General features: G+C 68.2%; 16 protein-coding genes. 4 read left to right on the top strand and 12 right to left on the bottom strand.

From position 1 onward, the window contains the following. Window positions 1-43: 43 nt before the first annotated feature. The gene (locus EV138_RS02960; RefSeq protein WP_112240247.1) at window positions 44-412 is read right to left on the bottom strand and encodes a HesB/IscA family protein; all 369 of its coding nucleotides are present in this window, start codon (window positions 410-412) and stop codon (window positions 44-46) included. Between the two features lie 150 nt (window positions 413-562). Next, the gene (locus EV138_RS02965; protein ID WP_133976914.1) at window positions 563-1,657 is read right to left on the bottom strand and encodes a glycerate kinase family protein; all 1,095 of its coding nucleotides are present in this window, start codon (window positions 1,655-1,657) and stop codon (window positions 563-565) included. A 129-nt stretch (window positions 1,658-1,786) separates the two neighbouring features. Between EV138_RS02965 and EV138_RS02970 the strand changes: the two genes are divergently transcribed. Then, window positions 1,787-2,263: an NUDIX domain-containing protein gene (locus EV138_RS02970; RefSeq protein WP_238157928.1), complete on the top strand. Its 477-nt coding sequence runs from the start codon at window positions 1,787-1,789 to the stop codon at window positions 2,261-2,263. On the opposite strand, the gene EV138_RS02975 is transcribed toward EV138_RS02970, so the two are convergent. Beyond that, window positions 2,244-3,479 carry an NAD(P)/FAD-dependent oxidoreductase gene (locus EV138_RS02975; protein WP_133976916.1) on the bottom strand — a complete coding sequence of 412 codons (1,236 nt, stop codon included), beginning with the start codon at window positions 3,477-3,479 and terminating at the stop codon, window positions 2,244-2,246. The two genes, EV138_RS02970 and EV138_RS02975, sit on opposite strands and share 20 nt — an antisense overlap. A 121-nt stretch (window positions 3,480-3,600) precedes the next feature. On the opposite strand from EV138_RS02975, the gene nadA reads away from it, so the two are divergent. Continuing rightward, the gene (nadA, locus tag EV138_RS02980) at window positions 3,601-4,791 is read left to right on the top strand and encodes a quinolinate synthase NadA (protein WP_238157929.1); all 1,191 of its coding nucleotides are present in this window, start codon (window positions 3,601-3,603) and stop codon (window positions 4,789-4,791) included. 98 nt (window positions 4,792-4,889) lie between these two features. On the opposite strand, the gene EV138_RS02985 is transcribed toward nadA, so the two are convergent. The 9 genes from EV138_RS02985 to EV138_RS03025 form a co-directional block, all read right to left on the bottom strand. After that, window positions 4,890-6,035 carry a glycosyltransferase family 4 protein gene (locus tag EV138_RS02985; protein WP_133976918.1) on the bottom strand — a complete coding sequence of 382 codons (1,146 nt, stop codon included), beginning with the start codon at window positions 6,033-6,035 and terminating at the stop codon, window positions 4,890-4,892. Between the two features lie 396 nt (window positions 6,036-6,431). Next, a complete protein-coding gene (locus tag EV138_RS02990) occupies window positions 6,432-7,901 on the bottom strand; it encodes a mannitol dehydrogenase family protein (protein ID WP_238157930.1) in 1,470 nt (489 codons plus the stop codon). Continuing rightward, a complete protein-coding gene (locus EV138_RS37830) occupies window positions 7,898-9,082 on the bottom strand; it encodes a PfkB family carbohydrate kinase (RefSeq protein ID WP_238157931.1) in 1,185 nt (394 codons plus the stop codon). Before EV138_RS37830 ends, EV138_RS02990 begins: the two co-directional genes overlap by 4 nt. After that, window positions 9,076-10,290 carry a D-mannonate dehydratase ManD gene (manD, locus tag EV138_RS03000; RefSeq protein WP_133976919.1) on the bottom strand — a complete coding sequence of 405 codons (1,215 nt, stop codon included), beginning with the start codon at window positions 10,288-10,290 and terminating at the stop codon, window positions 9,076-9,078. Before manD ends, EV138_RS37830 begins: the two co-directional genes overlap by 7 nt. Further along, window positions 10,287-11,183, bottom strand: a complete 897-nt coding sequence (locus EV138_RS03005) for an ABC transporter permease (protein ID WP_133976920.1) — start codon at window positions 11,181-11,183, stop codon at window positions 10,287-10,289. The genes manD and EV138_RS03005 overlap by 4 nt, the downstream gene beginning before the upstream one ends. Next, window positions 11,180-12,070 (bottom strand): ABC transporter permease, encoded by an 891-nt coding sequence (locus EV138_RS03010; protein ID WP_133976921.1) that lies wholly within the window; start codon window positions 12,068-12,070, stop codon window positions 11,180-11,182. Before EV138_RS03010 ends, EV138_RS03005 begins: the two co-directional genes overlap by 4 nt. Beyond that, entirely contained in the window at window positions 12,067-13,209 is a 1,143-nt protein-coding gene (locus tag EV138_RS03015; RefSeq protein WP_133976922.1) for an ABC transporter ATP-binding protein, read from the bottom strand. Before EV138_RS03015 ends, EV138_RS03010 begins: the two co-directional genes overlap by 4 nt. Beyond that, entirely contained in the window at window positions 13,206-14,411 is a 1,206-nt protein-coding gene (locus tag EV138_RS03020) for an ABC transporter substrate-binding protein (protein ID WP_133976923.1), read from the bottom strand. Before EV138_RS03020 ends, EV138_RS03015 begins: the two co-directional genes overlap by 4 nt. An 18-nt stretch (window positions 14,412-14,429) precedes the next feature. Continuing rightward, window positions 14,430-15,431, bottom strand: a complete 1,002-nt coding sequence (locus tag EV138_RS03025; RefSeq protein WP_133976924.1) for a LacI family DNA-binding transcriptional regulator — start codon at window positions 15,429-15,431, stop codon at window positions 14,430-14,432. 199 nt (window positions 15,432-15,630) lie between these two features. Here EV138_RS03025 and uxaC point away from each other — a divergent pair, with 199 nt between their 5' ends. Both uxaC and EV138_RS03035 read left to right on the top strand, forming a co-directional pair. Beyond that, entirely contained in the window at window positions 15,631-17,043 is a 1,413-nt protein-coding gene (gene uxaC / locus EV138_RS03030; protein WP_133976925.1) for a glucuronate isomerase, read from the top strand. 131 nt (window positions 17,044-17,174) lie between these two features. Beyond that, window positions 17,175-17,657, top strand: coding sequence for a hypothetical protein (locus EV138_RS03035; RefSeq protein ID WP_133976926.1), 483 nt, complete (start codon window positions 17,175-17,177; stop codon window positions 17,655-17,657). Window positions 17,658-17,713 lie beyond the last annotated feature (56 nt).

Raw genomic sequence — 17,713 nt, forward strand, 5'->3', positions numbered from 1 at the left:
GCCCCGCTCACCTCAGAGGTGAGCGGGGCTTCGGCTTGCTAGCTCAGTTGAACGAGTCGCCGCAGGCGCACGAACCGGTCGCGTTCGGGTTGTCGATCGTGAAGCCCTGCTTCTCGATCGTGTCCACGAAGTCGATCGAGGCGCCCTTGAGGTACGGCGCGCTCATCCGGTCCGTGACGACGCTCACGCCGTCGAAGTCGGCCACCACGTCGCCGTCGAGCTGACGCTCGTCGAAGAACAGCTGGTACCGCAGGCCGGAGCAACCACCCGGCTGCACGGCGACCCGCAGGGCGAGATCGTCGCGACCTTCCTGGTCCAGCAGCGCCTTCACCTTGGCAGCCGCACCGTCGGTCAGCAGGATGCCGGTGGCCGTCGACGCGTCAACAGCCTGCTCGGTCTGCGCTTCAGTCATTCCTGACTCCAGTCATCTCTTGAGCGCCCGGCCGCTGTGGGCAGCACGCCGCGCGCGGAAATTCCGCCGTCATCCGGGCCAACAACAGCCGCCCCGGAACCATTCCCATGGTCGCACACCAATTTGCAGGATCAACTACGCGTCCGGCCGTCAGCGGGCCCAGGTCCTGGCCACCCGCTCGGCCACGGCGGCCAGCGAACCGTGCGGGTCGGCGAACGCGCGCTCCTCACCGACCGCGTCGATCAGCGAATAGGCGGACTCCACGCCCATCGTGCGCATCTCCCGCGACCCGATCTGCACCTTGCCCGCGAGAACGACGCAGGGCCGCATCGCCTCGTTCGCCACCTTCGCCACACCCGCGATCACCTTGCCGTCGCGGGACTGGAAGTCGAACGCCCCCTCGCCGGAGATCACCAGGTCGACCTGGCCCGCCTTCTCCCGCAGCCCCGTGAGCTCCGCCACCAGGTCGATCCCCGACACGCGTTCGGCACCGAGCAGCAACAGCGCGTAACCAAGACCGCCCGCCGCGCCCGCGCCCTTGGCATCAGCGGTCTTCCGGCCGGCCAGCTCGGCGAACTTGGTCAGCCAGCCGTCAACCTCGGGCTTGCGCTCGTCGGCGATCCCCTTCTGAGTGCCGAAGATGTTGGTCGCGCCGCGCAACCCGAGCATCGGGTTCTCGACGTCGCTCGCTGCCACGAACTCGATGCCCGCCGCCCTGGTCCGGGCCGGTTCCAGGTCCACCTCGGTCAAGTTCGCGAGGCCGGCGGCACCCTTGCTGAGCTCGCCGCCCTTTGCTGTTGCGCCGAGTGCGGCGAGGAGGCCGGCGCCCGCATCGTTCGTCCCCGAGCCGCCGAGGCCCAGGATGACCCGCTTCGCTCCGGCGTCGACGGCCGCCGCGATCAACTGGCCCACGCCGTACGTCGTCGCGTCCTCGGGCCGCCGTTGCTTCGGCTCGACCAGGTGCAACCCGCACGCCTGCGCGGTCTCGACGTACGCCGTCTCGCCCGCGACCAGCACCGTCGCCGGGACCTCGTCGCCAAGGGGCCCGCGCACGGTGACCGACAGCAGCGTGCCGTCGACCACGGCGGACAGCACGTCGATGAACCCGGGCCCGCCGTCGGCCATCGGCGCCACCAGCACCTCGGCCTCCGGATCCCGCCGCCGCCACCCTTCCTCGATCGCGGCCGCGGCCTCGACAGCCGTCAACGTCCCAGCGAACTTGTCCGGAGCAATCAGCACGCGCATGTCGCCCATCCTCCCTTACTCCAACGCCACCTCCGTCCGCCCCACCAACCCACGGACACCGAGCCGCCGATCACGCCGCGCTGCGATCTGCGGCGTCCGGCGAACCCTGGGCGAGGGATGATCGGGCCCGTGAAGAAGACGACACATGAATACGGCGACCGGATCGGGGCTACGGCGGTACTGCGAGTCGGCGCGGCCGCGGCTGTGCTCGACGGCGACCGGTTGCTGTTGACCAGGCGCAGCGACAACGGCGAGTGGTGCCTTCCGGGCGGCGGGGTCGATCCCGGTGAACGTCCTGCCGAGACCGCTCAGCGAGAGGTGCTGGAGGAGACCGGGCTGACCGTGCGAGTGACCGATCTGCTCGGGGTGTACTCCGACCCCGATGTGGTCGTCTCCTACCCGGACGGCAACCGCGCGCAGATCGTCGGGATCCTGTTCCGGGCAGAGCAGGTCGAAGGCACCGCGGGCTTGTCGGACGAGGTCACCGAGGTCGGCTGGTTCACCGCCGAGGAGGCTGCGCAGCTGACCCTCATCGCCAACCACGTGCCGCTGCTCCCCACCGCCTTCGGAACAGATCGGCCCTACTTCAACGAGCCCGTGCACTGACTCCGGTGAGACCAAGGTGACGCACCACCGCGTTGGCAGCCCGACGCCCTGACACCAGCGCTCCCTGGATGGACGCCGTGTCGCGGTGGTCGCCTGCGACGAACAGACCTTCGCCCAGCTCGACCGACTGCCTTGCGACCAGCGGCGCCGGCTGTTCGGGCAGTGCCGCGGGAATGTCGTGGCGCACGACCAGGTCCCAGCTACCGGCCGACTGCCCGTACATCCGGCTCAGCTGGATCCGTACTTCGCTCTCGACCGCAGCACTGGGCCAGAGCGTGGTCGCTTGGACCAGGTGCCTGCCGGGCGGCGCGTACGACGGGGCGACGTTCGACACCACTGCGGTGTTCACGACCGGCCCGTCCTGGTTGCCGTCGACCACCAAGAGCCTGTCCGAGCGCGGCGCTTCGTCCGTCGCGAACCAATAGGTACTGAGGCCCTTCATCCGCGGCGTCTTCAACGGCACGAGTTCTGCAGCCGGATCGGTGGCGATCACCACTGCCTTCGCTTCCAGCCTGCCGTCCGTCGTGTCGACCGACGGTCCCCCAGCGATCGCGGTGGCCGCCACTCCGAGCTGTACCGGGTCGTGGAGGCGTGCGGCCAACTGCTGCGGCAACGCTGTCATCCCGGCGGCCGGCAGACCCGGCGTACCGAGGAGGAAGGCGCGCAGTAGGAGCCGTACAAAGGCAGCCGACGTCGTGCCGTCATCCGACGCCAGTACTCCGGCCAGGAACGGCTCGAGGATCTCCGAACGCAACCGGCCCGATACCCCGGCCTTGTCGAGCGACTCGGCCAGCGGCTCGTCACGGCCGGCAAGTAGGCGAGGCACTTTGCCGAGCGCCGGTGCTGCCCAGGCCGCCAGCCGAGCCAGTTCGGCCGGCCTGACGTAGCCGCTGAGTAGCGAGCGTCCGATCAGCTCGGGATTGCGCCTGGGGTCGGCAACCACCGCAGTACGGCCATGTGTCGCGACAGCGACTCCGGCTGCGAAGGAATGCAGGTCGAGCGCCGTCAGGTCGACGTACCGCTGGGCTGCGGGGTAGGACGGGTTCAGTAGCTGGAAGCCACGATCACAGCGGTAACCATCGATCACGTCGGTGCGAATGCGGCCGCCGACAGCGTCGGAGGCCTCCAGCACCGCGACGGACAGCCCTCGATCCTGGAGGGCCACCGCGCAGTTGAGACCCGCCAGTCCAGCACCGACCACGATGACATCAGCCATGCCGTGATGCTTGCACAGGGCATCGTCGTCGGGCGCGTGGACGCGTGTGGAGCAGCGGCGGCAATTTCGCATTCTGGGCAGTGAGGTGCACCACGCGGTACGAGACCTCCCTCATGGCACGATGGTTGACGTGACGACCACCGCAACCGGTTCGAAGTCCCTTCCCCTGCTGTTCCTGGGCCGCGACACCGACCCGCACTCCGAGCGCGGCGTCGAATGCCCGGGCGCGCTTCCGCCGGCTTCCGACCCGGACCTCGTCGAGCGGGCTCTGAAGGCCAAGGCCGCGCTCGGTGACCAGGTGTTCGTGCTGGGTCACCACTACCAGCGCGACGAGGTGATCCAGTTCGCCGACGTCACGGGTGACTCGTTCAAGCTGGCGCGCGACGCGGCGGCCCGCCCGGACGCGCCGTACATCGTGTTCTGTGGTGTCCACTTCATGGCCGAGTCCGCCGACATCCTCACCAACGAGAACCAGACGGTGATCCTGCCCGACCTCGCGGCCGGCTGCTCGATGGCCGACATGGCCCGGATCCAGCAGGTCGAGGCAGCCTGGGACGCGCTCGCCGACGCCGGGATCGCGGACGTGACCGTGCCCGTCACGTACATGAACTCCAGCGCCGACATCAAGGCGTTCTGCGGCCGCAACGGCGGAGCGGTCTGTACGTCGAGCAACGCGGACGTCGCGCTCGACTGGGCCTTCCAGCAGGGCGAGAAGGTGCTGTTCCTGCCCGACCAGCACCTCGGCCGCAACACCGCCGTACTGAAGATGGGCATCAGCCTGGACGAGTGCGTCGTGTACGACCCGCACAAGCCGGGCGGTGGCTTGACGCGCGAGCAACTGGCGGCGGCGAAGATGATCCTGTGGCGCGGGCACTGCTCGGTGCACGGCCGGTTCACGGCGGCATCGGTCGACGACGTCCGCGCGCGGGTGCCGGAGGTCAAGGTGATCGTGCACCCGGAGTGCCAGCACGAGGTCGTCACCAAGGCCGACCTGGTCGGCTCGACGGAGTACATCATCAAGACCCTCGATGAAGCCGAACCCGGTACGACGTGGGCCGTCGGCACCGAGCTGAACCTCGTGCAGCGGATGGCGAAACAGCACACCGACAAGAACATCCTCTTCCTGGACAAGACGGTCTGCTACTGCGCGACGATGAACCGCATCGACCTCCCGCACTTCGTCTGGGCCCTGGAGAACCTGGTCGCCGGCACCGTGGTCAACCCGATCAAGGTCGACCCCGACACCGAGAAGTACGCCAAGATCGCCCTCGACCGCATGCTCGCCCTCCCCGGCCGCTCCCACCGCGACTGACCCGCGGGTTTCAGCGGCTTGTCGACACTCCTTCAGCTGAAGGATGCAGATGATTCAACGGCTGACCCGCTCGCCTTCGGTTGAGGCGTGTGGGTGGTTCAGCGGCTGGCGGGTTGGGCGGAGTACCAGTCGGCGAGGATGGCGGGGAGGCGGTCGGGTGCCCAGCGGGTGACCGGATCGATCCTCCTCGTGATGTTGCCTAGGGCATCAGCCAGGGCGCCGACAACATCGCCGCGCCATGGCACGACCGCGCCTTCGCCCGGCCCGACGAGCGCAGCCGGTGCGCCGCGATCCAGACAGACCACCGGGCATCCGCGCGCCAGCGCCTCCGCGATCGTCCACGCCGCCGGCGCCCGCAACCACGGCGCGAGCAACGCATCAGCTCGCAACAACGAAGTCAGCACCTGCGCCCGCGGCACGTCGCCACGGAACTCCACCCGATCCCGTACGCCGAGGCGCTCGGCCAGCCGCTCCGCCCGACGCCAGTCCGGCCCATCCCCCATCACCCGCAACTCCCACCGCGCCGCGGCCGGACGAGCGAGCGCGTTGATCGCAAGCAACAGTCCCTTGTCCGGAACGAGCCGCCCGGCGAACACCGCAGTACTGGTGCCCACGGCACCGAACCCGTCACCCGGCCCTCCCCCACCGGTGACCGGCCGAATCGCGGCCATCGGCTCGACGATCACCCGGCGATCCAGCCGCGCGGCAACATCGTTGTCCTGAGCAACCACCAGATCAGCCTGCCGGCCGGCTCTGCGGTTGAACATCCACCGCGTCACGGCCGCGCCGTACCGGCGCCCCAATTCGGCCGTGAGACCACCAGGCCCCAACCAGTGCGTGAGACTCAACGGAATCGGCGTCGGCAGACTGATCGGTCCCCAGATCACCCGCGCCTGGCCCGACGTCGCCGTACCGGAAGGGACGCCCCGCTGACCGACAGTCAAATGATGGATCACCGCGAAGTCGTGTTCGTCATGCAAACGCTGGACTTTGCGGGCCGCGTGCCGGAACCACAGCGAATCGGACCACCAGTAGTCCCGCCGCCAAGGCAGGTCCAACGGCACGATGGTCAATCCCGGAACAGGCCGGACCAGCAACTCCTTGCGGATCAACTCCGCCGAATCGCCCCGGGTGACCAGCCAGATCTCATGATCAAGTGCCGCCGCCTTGCACCACGCCCAGGTGGCACCGGCCTCACGGCGATCACCGGGGCTGCATCTGATGGCGCTGATCAGAATCTTCATCCGACCACCTGCCCCATCGGATCGGAACCCTTCATACCTGACCCCCAGGTCGTCCCCCCGCCGGCCGATACCTAGAACGGACGTCGAACTCCGAGAGTAGGACAGCCCTGCACGCCTTGCCTAGAAGCCCAACCGTCTCGCTACTGGGTGTACCAACGCAACTACACACAGCTGTCGCACTCACGCTAGCAGGAGTTCGACGCTAAAACAGCCGGAAGCGACGCCCGCGCAGGTGTGGCGACCTGGCATCGTTGCCGGGCCGGCGAACGTCGTACGACAGCAGGTGAAGGTCATAAACCGCTGTCGTGCGACAACGGGTGTGGTGCTGACAGCCGCCGTCATGCGACAGCGGGTGCGGTGCTCCCAAACCGCTCAGGAAGCTGCGACCCCGGCGCGTCAGTGGCTCTGCAGACTGCCTACTCCCTCGATCAGCAACGAGCGGAAGAGCTTGTCTGCGGCGAGTTCTTTGTCGAAGACACTCTCGATCGACAGCATGGCATCGACCAGGCCGGCCGGTCCGGGACCTGCTGACGCAGCGGCTTCACGCAATCGAGCGGCCTGCGGATCATCCAGAGGCAGCTCGCGCCCGTTCACGTCTCGCCCGGCGGCGACGTAGACCATCCAGCCCGCCACCGCGAGCGAGGCAACCCGCGGCTCGGCTCCGGCTTCGAGTCGATCGCGAACGGTTCCGAGCAACCTGACCGGCAGCTTCACCGACCCGTCCATGGCGACCTGCGCCGTCCGATGTTTCAACGCCGGATTCGCGAATCGTTCGAGCACACTCGCCCCGTATGCCGTCAGGTCGAGCCCGTCAGGCGGAGTCAGAGTCGGAACGACGTCCCGCGTCATCAACTCGCCCGCCAGCTCCGCGAGCTCCGCATCGCGGACCGCCTCGGCGATGGTCTCGTACCCACGCAGACCACCCAGATAGGCGAGCATCGAGTGGGTGGCGTTCAGCATCCGGAGCTTGGCCTGCTCCCACGGCGCGACATCGTCGGTGAGCACAGCGCCGGCCCGCTCCCAGGCCGGCCGCGCACCCGCGAAATCATCCTCGATCACCCATTGGATGAACGGCTCCGCGACAACCAGCGCCTCATCCCGTACGCCGAGCAGCCGCGCCGCTTCCTCCCGGTCGGCGTCCGTCGTCGCCGGCACGATCCGATCCACCATGCCGGCCGGGAAGCGGGTCGACTCCAACTGCTCCGCCAGCCGCTGCCTGGACGAAACAGCCTCGACCCTCGCCTCGGGCACGGATACAAGCGCGGCCGCGTAGTCCTCCATCAAGCGGCGCAGGAAGGGGCCGTTGGCAACCAAGTTGTCGCAGGACAGGATCGTGAGCGGTCCCGCTCCGGTCTCCGCACGGCGGACCAGTCCGGCGGCCAGTTGCCCGACCACCGTGCGCGGCGGCCGACCGGCAAGATCGGCCTGGATCTCGGGATCCGCCAGATCGAGACCGCCGCCCGCGACGGCCCGATACCCCTTCTCGGTCACGGTCAACGTCACCAGCGTCACCGCCGGATCAGCGATCCGTGCCACGACCGCGGCCGGGTCCTCCGGCGCGGTGAGCACTTCGCGCATGCTCCCGATCACCTGCACAGAAGGCGAATCGAGACCGCGGGTGAGTACGGAGTACAGGCCGTCCTGCGGCGCCAACTGCTCCCGCACCGATGCGGATCGCTGGCTCACGCCGCTGATGCCCCAGCGGCTCTCACCGGTGATCGCCGCGGCGTGCTCGGTGAAGACGGCCTGATGCGCCCGGTGGAAGGCGCCGAGCCCGAGATGCACGATCCCGATGCTCAACTCCCGTGGGTCGACCTTCGGCGCCCACTCGACCGGCAGACTCCGCGAACTCAACCGCTCACTCACCCGCAAACCTCCACCGCTCGGGCCGCGTGGGCCTGTGATTCTTCAAGGGTCGCGACACGACCGGTACCGCCGAGGCCGCCGACGGACAGCGATGCGGCAGAAACCCCGAGCCTCACCGCGTCGATCAACTGGTCGCCGAGAGCGAGCCGTGCCGTGACCGTACCGGCGAACGAGTCACCCGCACCCGTCTGGTCAACCACCACCGGCGCCGCGATCGCCGCGACCTCGACCACCTCACCACCGTCATCCAGCAGCACCCCGTCAACTCCCCGAGTCAGCGCAACCGCCTCCACCCCAAGCGCCCGAAGCGCACCACAAACCGCCACCGGATCCCCGGCCCAGCCTTCCTCAGCCCCGCCACCGCCGTCTTCCTCGCCGCCGTGTTCCGTTGCACCGGCCCTGCCCTCGCCGCCGTGTTCCCTTGCACCACCACCGCCCCTGGCCTCACCGATGCCCGGCGCCCCGCCACGGTCCGATGCCTCGCCGCCGCCCAGTGCCTGGGTGCCGCTCCGTGACGCGACTCCGACGTTCGCCTCGTCGGCGCCTTCTCTTGGCCCGCCAGCTGGGTTGGCGGTGGTTACCAGTTGAGCCTCGCGGGGCCACGCGGGTGTGACGAGGCGGGTGGACGGCGCGAGTGCGCGAAGGTGGGCTGCGGCGCCGTTCGCGTCGATCAGGCGAGGGCGCCAGTTCGGGTCGTAGACGAAGCATCTCGCGGCAGCAGCCGCGGCCTGGACAGCCTCTGCCGAGGAGGGCGAGATCGCGCAGGCGATTCCGCTGGCGAGCACGGCGCCTGCCCTCGCGACCAACTCCAGCGGAACGTCCGCCGGACCGAGCCCCGACCCCGCACTCCCCCGGCGGACATACGTGAACTCACGCGCACCCGACGGGTCCGCGTGTTGCAGGTAAAGCCCGTGCTGCCCCTTGACCCGCATCACCAGCGAAGTGTCGATGCCGAGCGCAACCACACGTTCCAGCAGCCGGTCGCCGAGCTCGTCGTCAGGCACGCGAGCGAGCAACGCCGTGTGCGCTCCCGCCGCCGCAGACGCGGCGGCCGCGTTGAGCGCGTCGCCGGAGAAATTCAGCGTGAGCGCGACCCCCGCATCGAGCGGCTCGGTCGAACTCAGCTCGACCAGGATCTCCCCCAGCACCACCACATCCGGCGTCGCCGACGCACTCACCATGGATGCACCGTTCCGTCCTCCAAACGGTTCACCGGCAGGTACGCCGGGCGGTAGGGATACTCAGCCGCGGCCTCCTCGTCGAGATCCACTCCGAGACCCGGCTCGTCGCTCGGCTGCAGGTAGCCATCGGCGAAGGTGTAGCCGTGCGGGAAGACCGCGTCGGTCTCCGCCGAGTGCGGCATGTACTCCTGCAACCCGAAGTTCGGGATCGAGATGTCCAACTGCAGAGCGGCCGAGAGGCAGACCGGGGACAGGTCTGTCGCACCATGCGAGCCACTGCGCACGTGGTACAGCGATGCCAGATCGAAGATCCTGCGGAGATGCGTGATCCCGCCGGCGTGCACGACTGTCGTCCGGACGAAGTCGATCAGCTGCTCCTGGATGAGTTGCTGGCAGTCCCAGATGCTGTTGAACACCTCGCCGACCGCGATCGGTGTCGTGGTGTGTTGCCGGATCAGCCGGAACCCTTCCTGCAGCTCGGCCCGCACCGGATCCTCGATCCAGTACGGCGTGTAGGGCTCGAGCGACTTGCCCAGCCGAGCGGCCTCGATCGGGGTCAACCGGTGGTGGACGTCATGCAGCAGCCCGAGCGTCGGCCCGAACTCCGCGCGCACCTGGGCGAACACCGACGGAACATGCGCCAGGTACTTCTCGGTGGACCAGGCGCTCTCCTCCGGCAGAGCCGACTCGGCATTGGCCGGCTCGTACGTCGTACCGGCGTGCCCCACGCCGTAGGTCGAGGGCAGGCCCGGTACGCCGGTCTGGATCCGGACCGCTTTGTAGCCGAGGGCAACGAAACGGTCGACCTCCTTCAGCAACCCGTCGGTGGTCTCGGCGCTCGCGTGCCCGTACACGGTGACGCCATCGCGACTTCGCCCGCCGAGCAGTTGATAGACGGGGAGCCCGGCGACCTTGCCCTTGATGTCCCACAGGGCCGTGTCCACTGCGGCGATCGCCGACATCGTGACCGGTCCGCGTCGCCAGTACGCACCTTGGTAGAGGTACTGCCAGGTGTCTTCGATCCGGGCAGGATCACGCCCGATCAGCAGCGGTACGACATGCTCGGTGAGGTAGGAGGCGACCGCGAGTTCACGGCCGTTCAGGGTCGCGTCCCCGATTCCGTACACGCCTTCGTCGGTCTCGATCTTGAGCGTGACGAAGTTGCGTCCCGGGCTGGTGACGACGACCTTCGCGGAGGTGATCCTCATTCAGGCTCCTCCTTCACCCGGGCGACCAACTGCGTCGGATTCACGAAGCGGAGGGCCACGACGAGCAGCACCAGCATCATCGACGTGTAGATGACGGCCATCGCGTCGACGGACTGCTGGGCACGGATCCCCGCCGCGGACATCGAGTAGTAGAGGGCCACGACGAGGGTCTGGGAGTCCGGCCCGGCGGTCAGGAAGGTGAGCTCGAACATCCCGACCGTGCGGACCAGGACCAGGATCGCCGAGGCGAGCAGGCCTGGCACGAGCAACGGCGCGAGGATCTTGAGGAACACGGCCCTGGTGCCGGCTCCGAGCATCCGGGCCGCGCTCTCGATCCGCGGGTCCACCTGCTCGATGAACGGCGTCATCGTCAGGATCACGAACGGCACCGAGGGGACCAGGTTCGCCAGCACGACCCCGGACAGGTGACCGGCGAAGCCGAACTTGTAGAGCACGGTGGCCAGCGGGATGCCGTAGGTGATCGGTGGCATCAGGATCGGCAGCAGGAACGTGATGTAGACCAGGCGCTTGCCGGGGAAGTTCTGCCTGGCAAGCACGTACGCGGCCGGCGCACCGACCACGACCGACAGGGCGACCACGAGCGCCGACGCGATGAGCGTCACCGTGATCACGTGCAGCAGACCGAACTCGTGCCAAGCCTCGCCGTACCACTGGGTGGTGAAGCCGCTCGGCAGCCAGGTGTCGAACCAGCGCCGTCCGAACGAGCTGACCAGCACGGATCCGACCACGCCGGCCAGATTGACGAAGAAGAACGCCACCACGGCCCAGATCACCCAGGCGGTCGGCGTCGCTCGCAGCGACCGGCGTACTCCCTTTGCTCGGGTCGGCCCGTCGTTGTGCACAGCTGCGCTGGTCGATGTTGGGGCGCTCATCCTTTGCCTCCGGTCGATCCGGTGTAGAGCCGAGACCGCCAGATCAGCACGACCGCCACCACGACCAGCTCGACCGCACCCATGATCATCGCGATCGCCGAGGCGTAGGCATAGTCGTACTGCTCGTACGCCGCCTGGTACGCCGCCAGCGAGATCACCCGGGTGGACCCGGCCGGATTACCGACCAGCACCGCGGACGGGAACACCGAGAAGGCCAGAACGAACGTCAGCAGGAAGGTGGTGGCGAGGCCCGGGGCGAGCAGCGGCAGAGTGATCCGGCGGAACCGCTGCGATCGGGAAGCGCCGAGAGTCGCCGCCGCCCGCTCGAGAGTCGGGTCGATGCCGCTGAGGTACGACAGCACGAGCAGGAACGCGAACGGGAACCCGGTGACGATGAGCGAGAAGAACACGCCCCAGTAGTTGTTCGTCAGCCGGATCGGATCGTCGGTCAGTCCGATGCCCATCAGCACCCGGTTGAACCAGCCGGTCGGGCCGAGGAAGTTGAGCAGCCCCTGCGCGGTGAGCACCGTGCCGAGCGTGATCGGGATGACCAGCACCGTCGTCATCAACCGCTTGCCGCGGAACCTGCCCCGCATCCGGAAGGCGATCGGCACGGCGGCCAGCACGTTCAGCAAGGCCGCCGGGAGCGCGATCTTGAGCGTGGTGAGGATCGTGTCGCGCTGGTAGGCGTCGCTGAAGAACTTCTGGTAGTTGGCGAACGCGCCACCACCGTTCATCGGCTGGAACGACAGGCTCAGCCCGTAGACGAACGGGTAGATGAACAGCACGAGCACGAATACTGTTGCCGGCAGCAACAACCACAGCCGTCGGTCCACACCCCGTTCGGCCAGCCGATGGCGCCAGTCGAGCCCGCTGACCGTGCTCATACCGCCAGACCAGCCGTGGCAAGCTCGGCGGCCGGAAGCTCGGCCGAACCGCCGGACGGGTACACCAGGAGCCGTCCGGGAGTGATGCTGACGGACACGTGCTCGCCTGGCTCAACCTTGCGGTCCGTGCGGGTATGGAGCCGGACGCCGTCGGACAGCACCACTTCCGCAGCCAGTTCGCGCCCTTGGTACTCGATGACCTCGACGCGTCCTCGCAATCCGGCGACGTCGTCGTTCCCGAGTCGCACGTCCTCGGGGCGCACAGCTGCTACCACCTGATCACCAGTAGCGAGGGCTCCGGTCTGAGCGACTCCGTCGGCCTGAGGCGGAAGCTGGGCGACTCCTTCGACGGTCGTGCCGCCCAGGGGTACGACTATCGTCTCACCGTCGACCCGGCCGGCCGTCACGGGCAGCAGGTTGCGGTACCCCATGAAGTCGGCAACGTGCCAGGTGGCTGGTTTGGTGTGCACCTGCTCGGGAGTGCCGATCTGCTGGACCCGCCCGAGTCGCATGACCACGAGCCGGTCGGCCATGCTGAGCGCCTCTTCCTGGTCGTGCGTCACGTAGACCGTTGTGAGCCCGAGCGACTGGTGCAACCGCCGGATCTCGGTCCGCATCTCCAGCCGGAGCTTCGCGTCCAGGTTGCTCAGCGGCTCGTCCATCAGCACGAGCGACGGTTCGAGCACGGTCGCCCTGGCGATCGCCACCCGCTGCTGCTGACCGCCGGAGAGCTGGCCGGGCAGTTTGCTCGCGTGCTCGACGAGCCGGACCATCTCGATCGCGGCCTCGGTACGCCGGCGTACCTCGTCCTTCGGCAGGCGGCGCATCCGCAGCCCGAAGGCGATGTTGTCGCGCACCGTCAGGTGCGGGAAGAGCGCATAGTTCTGGAACACCATCCCGAACCCGCGCTTCTCCGGCGGCAGCGTGTCGATCCGCTGGTCGTCCTGCCAGATGCTGCCGGCGGTCAGCGGCAGCAACCCGGCCAGGCAGTTCAGCGCCGTCGACTTGCCACACCCCGAGGGGCCCAGCAGGGCGATGAACTCGCCCCGCTGGATGGTCAGGTCCAGGTCGGCCAGAGCGTCCGCAGTACCGAATCTGCGGCCCACCCCGGTCAACCGGAGTTCGTCGAATCCGGTCACGACTTCTTCACCTTGCCACCGCCGACCTCGCGGTCCCACTTGTCGAAGGCAGCGACCAGGCTCTTCGCGTCCAGCGGCACCTCGGTCGGGTTCTCCGCGATCAGCTTGTCGTACTCCGGGCGGCCGTACTCCTTGATCGCGTCCTGGCTCTCCTGCGGCGCCTGGGTCAGCTCGACGCCCTTGATCGCGGGACCGGGGTAGAAGTAGCCCTTGTCGTAGGCCTTGGCCTGCTGCTCCGGGGTGAGCATGAACTGGAGCAGCTGGAGGATCGCGGCCTGCTTGTCGGTCGAGACTCCCTTCGGCACAACGGCGTAGTGCGCGTCGGTGACCCAGTGGAAGCCCTTGAGCGTCGTGATCGCGGCTTCCTTCGGCACGGTACCGAGAACTCGCGGGTTGATGTCCCAGCCCGTGGTGCTGACGATGATGTTCGACGAGCCGTTCGCCAGCGCCTTCATGGTGTCCGCGGTGCCGGACGGGTAGTAATCGACGTACTGGTTGAGCTCCTTGAGGTACGCCCAGGTCTTGTCCCAGCCGTTGATCGGGTCCTTCGGGTCCTTGTCGCCGAGCACGTACGGCAGTCCCATCAGGAAGGTCCGGCCAGGGCCGGAGTTCGCCGGCCGCGCGTACATGACCTTGCCCTTGTTCGCCTTCGCGTAGGCGAGCAGCTCCTCGGCACTCGTCGGCGGCTGCGGCACCTTGGCCGGCAGATACTCCAGCAGCGGGCCGGACGGGTAGTAGGTGACCGTCACGCCGCTGTTGCCGGCCAGCTCCTGCATCTTCTGCGCCGGCGCGAGGTAGTCCTTCATGCCGGGCAGTCGATCGGCGTACTTCGGCAGCAAGTCGTTCCACAGCCCCTGTTGCTGTCCGGCGGACAGCCCGTCCGTGCCGGTCAGCACCAGATCGATGTCGACCCGGTTCGCGTTCTGCTGGGCCTTGATCTTGCCGGCCAGCTCGGGCGCCGGGGACTTGGAGTAGGTGACCTTGGAGATCACGTCCGAGTGCTGTTTGACGAACTCGTCGATCATGCCCTGGGTCAGCTGCAGGTTGCCGGCCACGTCCAGGATGTTGAGGGTGACCGCCTTGGCGGGCTTGTCCGGCACCTCGCCGGTACTGCCGGCCGACGGTTTACCGGTGGTCGGAGCTCCACAGGCGGCCAGTACGGCGAGCGTGCCGGCAGCGGCAATCATCCGGAAGTGACGCATCGGACCTTCTCCTCTGTTTCAGGGTCGTGCGGGGTCGGGTGCCACGCCGGTCGAGTCCCGCACCATCAGTTCGCCGTGCAGAGTCGCGCGAAAGCTGATCGAACCGGGATCGCGATCCTCCAGCAGTCCGAGCAGCAGCTCGACGGCGAGCCGGCCGGACTTCTGCTTCGGCAACCGCACGGTGGTGAGGGCGGGACGGGCCATCCGGGACATGGCGATGTCGTCGATGCCGACCACGCTGAGGTCGTCGGGCACCGAGATTCCCCGTGCGTGCAGTCGGGCCAGCAGCCCGATCGCGACCAGGTCGTTGTAGGCGATCACCGCGGTCGCGCGAGTCGCGACCACCTGGTCGGCGGCCGCCATGCCTCCGTCGTACGTGGGCTGGAACGAGCCGACCGGAGCCAGCTCGACCCGGTGGTCGTGCACCGCGGAGTACAGCCCGATCTTGCGGTGCCGGTTGGACCAGGACGCCTGGGGACCACCGACCCACGCGATCCGGCGATGGCCGAGCGCGACCAGGTGGTCGACCGCCAGGCGCATTCCTTCTTCGTTGTCGAAGGTCACCGCGGGGACGCCCTCGACGAGCCGGTTGATCAGCACGACGTTGGTCTCCTGCGCGATGCCGATCAGCTCGTGGTCGGACGACCGGGGTGAACACAGGATCAGCCCGTCGACCTGTTTGGCCAGCGCCCGGACCAGGCCGATCTCGGCGGTCGCGTCCTCGTCGGAGTCGGCCAGGAAGACCGCCACGTCGGACTCGACGGCGCGGGCCTGGACGCCCTTGACCACGCTCGGGAAGAACGGGTTGGCGAGGTCGGGCACGACCAGGCCGATGTTGCCCGTCCGGCCGGTGATCAGTCCCCGGGCCGCCTTGTTCGGCGCGTAGCCGAGGCTGTCGGCGGCGGCCATCACCCGGGCACGGGTGGTGGGGTTGACCACGTGTGGCAGCGAAAGCGCCCGCGACACGGTGGACGGGGAGACCCCGGCCAGGCGCGCGACATCGCGAATCGTTGCGGGCACGGCCACCTCCCTGTCGCTCACGGGCACTGCCGGGCGGTGCCGTGGAGCGAGTCTGCAATCCTTTGCAACACTGTGTCAAGAGCTGGTTCCACGCTCTGTGGACAGTGGTCGATTTCCTTTATTTACGGCACTTGTGTCACGCTTTGATCACTGCAATCCTTTGCAGCAGTCGTTGCAGCCGACACCTGACGGAGGACTCATGCCGAAGGCTCTGCAGCCCCATCCGGACCGCGCCCTGCCCGCCGGCGAGGCGCGCGAGGTGGCCCGGCGGATCCATGCATCGACCCGGTCGCTGCCACTGCTCTGCTTGCACGGTCACGTCGATGCCGCCTTGTTCGCGGCGGACGAGGCGTTCGGCAATCCAGCCGACCTGCTGGTCGTGCCGGACCACTACGTGACCCGGATGCTCGTCTCACAAGGCGTTTCGCCGGACCGGCTGGGCCTCCCCCGCCTCGACGGCACCCGGACGGCCGAGCCACGCGAGATCTGGCGAGAGTTCTGCTCCCACTGGCACCTCTTCCTCGGGACACCGAGCCGGTACTGGCTGGAGCACGAGTTCGCGGAAGTGCTCGGCTTGACGGTGGCGCCGTCCGCCGAAACCGCCGACGAGCTGTACGACGAGATCTCCTCGCGTCTGAAGGAGCCGGAGTTCCGGCCGCGCGCGTTGCTGGACCGGTTCGGGATCGAGGTCATCTCGACCACCGACGCCGCTACCGACGATCTCGCCCAGCACGCGAAGATCGCGGCCGACCTGCCTGGCCGGGTGATCCCGACCTTCCGTCCCGACGCACTGGTCCACCTCGACCGGCCCGGCTGGAGCGACCTCGCCGGTCGACTCGGCGAACTGGCCGGCGCCGACACCTCGTCGTACGAGGGTTATCTGGAGGCGCTGCGGCAACGGCGGCAGGCGTTCATCGCGGCCGGCGCACTGGCCACTGACCACGGCCATCTGAGTGCGGCGGCCACACCACTGGAGCACGGCGAGGCGGCGCGTATCTATGCGTCCGCGCTGCGGGGTGAGGTGTCCGCGGCTGACGCGGCCGCATTCGCTGGGCACATGCTGTTCCAGATGGCGGCGATGTCTGCCGAGGACGGTCTCGTGCTGCAACTGCATCCGGGCGTACTGCGGGATCACGACCCGGCGATCCACGCGACGTACGGGCCTGACCAGGGGCACGACATCCCGGTGGCGGCGGAGTTCACCCGGTCACTGCGGCCGCTGTTGGAGCGCTTCGGTCATGCCGAGGGATTCCGGATGGTGTTGTTCACCGTGGACGAGACTGTCTACTCCCGTGAGCTTGCACCACTGGCCGGGGTGTACCCGAGCCTGCGGCTGGGTGCGCCGTGGTGGTTCTTGGACAGCCCTGACGGGATGCGCCGGTTCCGCGAGTTGGTCACCGAGACGGCCGGCTTCTACAACACGTCCGGCTTCGTCGACGACACACGCGCCTTCCTGTCGATCCCAGCCCGCCACGACCTGGCGCGCCGGATCGACGCCGGCTACCTCGCCAAACTCGTCGTCGAGCACCGCCTCGACGAAGACGACGCCTTCCAGGTGGCCCAGGACCTCGCCTACAACCTCGCCGCCACCACCTACACCCGCCGAAGCTAGCCCGCTTGCCTTTGCCAGGTGGCTTGTCCTGTCAGTGTGGCTGTCGACCGGGGTAGAGAGGGTCGCTGACGGTGGCCCTCGCGGCGGTAGTCTCTCGCTCACTTGACCGTTGGCAACGGAGGATCGATCCAGTGGCTTCCCTCATCGACGACATCGGCGCGTCCGCGGCGCTGATCTCGCACGCGCTCCAGTCGTCCGGCTATCAGGCCGACTTCAGCGCGCAGAGCCTGTGGTCGATCGATCGGTTCTTCGACGACAACTCCGACCACGGTCAACCGACGCCGGGCGGACTGCTCGCGACCGATCTCGGTTCGCGGATCTTCGCGCTGGGTGCCTACGTCGGCGAAGTCATCCGACGCAATGCCGGCGGCGCCTGGCAGGCGAATGACGAGGACCCACAGAACGAGATCAACGTCGAACTGATCCTCGCCGACGGCACCACGATCTGGCCCGTCCAGCGCGTCATGAAGCGCTACCAGAACGGCCCCGAGGACAGCATCGCCATCTACGCCACAGCACTCGGCCTGAACGTCGGCCCAGCACCCCAGCCAGTTCAACCACAGAATCCGCCACAGCCGGCCAAAAAGCGCCGCTTCTTCGACCGCTGGCGTTAACCCCTCCGACAACGCACGGTAGATCTCCAGGGGGCCGGGATCGCCGCGCTACGGGC

Origin of the sequence: Kribbella voronezhensis (assembly GCF_004365175.1) — a bacterium.
In the GTDB taxonomy this organism is placed as follows: domain Bacteria; phylum Actinomycetota; class Actinomycetes; order Propionibacteriales; family Kribbellaceae; genus Kribbella; species Kribbella voronezhensis.